A 1,137-nucleotide genomic window follows, 5' to 3' on the forward strand; every position below is an offset into this window, starting at 1 on the left:
AGTGTCGTCTACTCGACAACTTCGAGCTAGTTGACACGGCTAGCTCAGTCATCATCGTTAGCATATGAGATGACTTAGATTTGCCCCATTGGATGAGGCGGTATTGCTAATATTTGTAGCTGTTAATTAGATCTATAGAAGTCAATTTTATCACCTGTGATAGTTGTTCAAATCAACAACTATCGATTGAGGTGCAGCTCAACATGGAGAACGTATCTCTATTGATGGCGTTCAACAAGCAGGTCTCGAATAGCAGCGCCAGCTTCTAGAATGTGTTTCTTGAGAACGTATTTCGCGCCTTCGATATCTCGATTTTTACACATCTCTAATAAGGCTACATGCTCCTTATCGGCTTTTTCTGTTCCTTCAGTGAACAGTAGTTGCATGCGAATATAACGGTCACATTTAGTATTGAGGTTGTAGATGACATCCATAGTTTCAGGCATATTTGCAGGCGAGTAGAGTGCTTTATGCAGTTCATAATTGTGGTTACTCCACTCTTCCACTTCGTCCCCTCGGTTGACCAAATCATCAAAGCGTTGGCGAATTTGGTTAGCACGTTCTAAATCGTCATCAGTCATATTCTGGATGGCTCGCTCAAGAATATGGCATTCAACAACGGCACGTAACTCAAACAGTTCGTCGATCTTATCCGGTGATAATTCAGTCACCGTAGCTCCTTTATGCGCTTCGAAAACCACTAACCCTTGAGCTTCTAGTTGCATCAGAGCTTCGCGTACAGGAATACGGCTTACATTAAACTCATTTGCTAGGGCGTCTTGCCTTAGCGGTTGGCCAGTTTTAAGCTCACCTTTAAGAATTTTGGCTCGAATAGCCTCTTCAACCAGTTGGGTGCGAGTTTTAAATACAGTTTTTTGTGACATCCAAGTCTCCGACTAGACATATTCATTCGATATTGTATTTAATATACTATTTTACTGTTGGATTGCGACCTTCATGCTGTAGCTTGTCCATTTAATTGGGCGCTATGTCATATGATGATCTGACCTGCCTTTCATTTTTCAATTGCTGAAAAACTTCAATTTGTATTTTATACGCCTTTCTGTGCTTCTGAGTTTCGATCTTTATCGGTCTAGTACATAATGACTGTATTAAAATAGGTTCATCGCGGCTTTC

The 1,137-nt window shown here is 41.2% G+C and carries 1 protein-coding gene; it reads right to left on the reverse strand.

Translation table 11 applies throughout. The annotated features are described in order from the left end of the window. Positions 1-218 precede the first annotated feature (218 nt). On the reverse strand, positions 219-884 hold the full coding sequence (locus tag AB4507_RS21190; protein ID WP_017065971.1) for a GntR family transcriptional regulator: 666 nt from the start codon (positions 882-884) through the stop codon (positions 219-221). Between the last annotated feature and the right edge of the window lie 253 nt (positions 885-1,137).

The organism is Vibrio sp. 10N.222.54.A3, assembly GCF_041474095.1.
Taxonomy (GTDB): Bacteria; Pseudomonadota; Gammaproteobacteria; order Enterobacterales; family Vibrionaceae; genus Vibrio; species Vibrio crassostreae_C.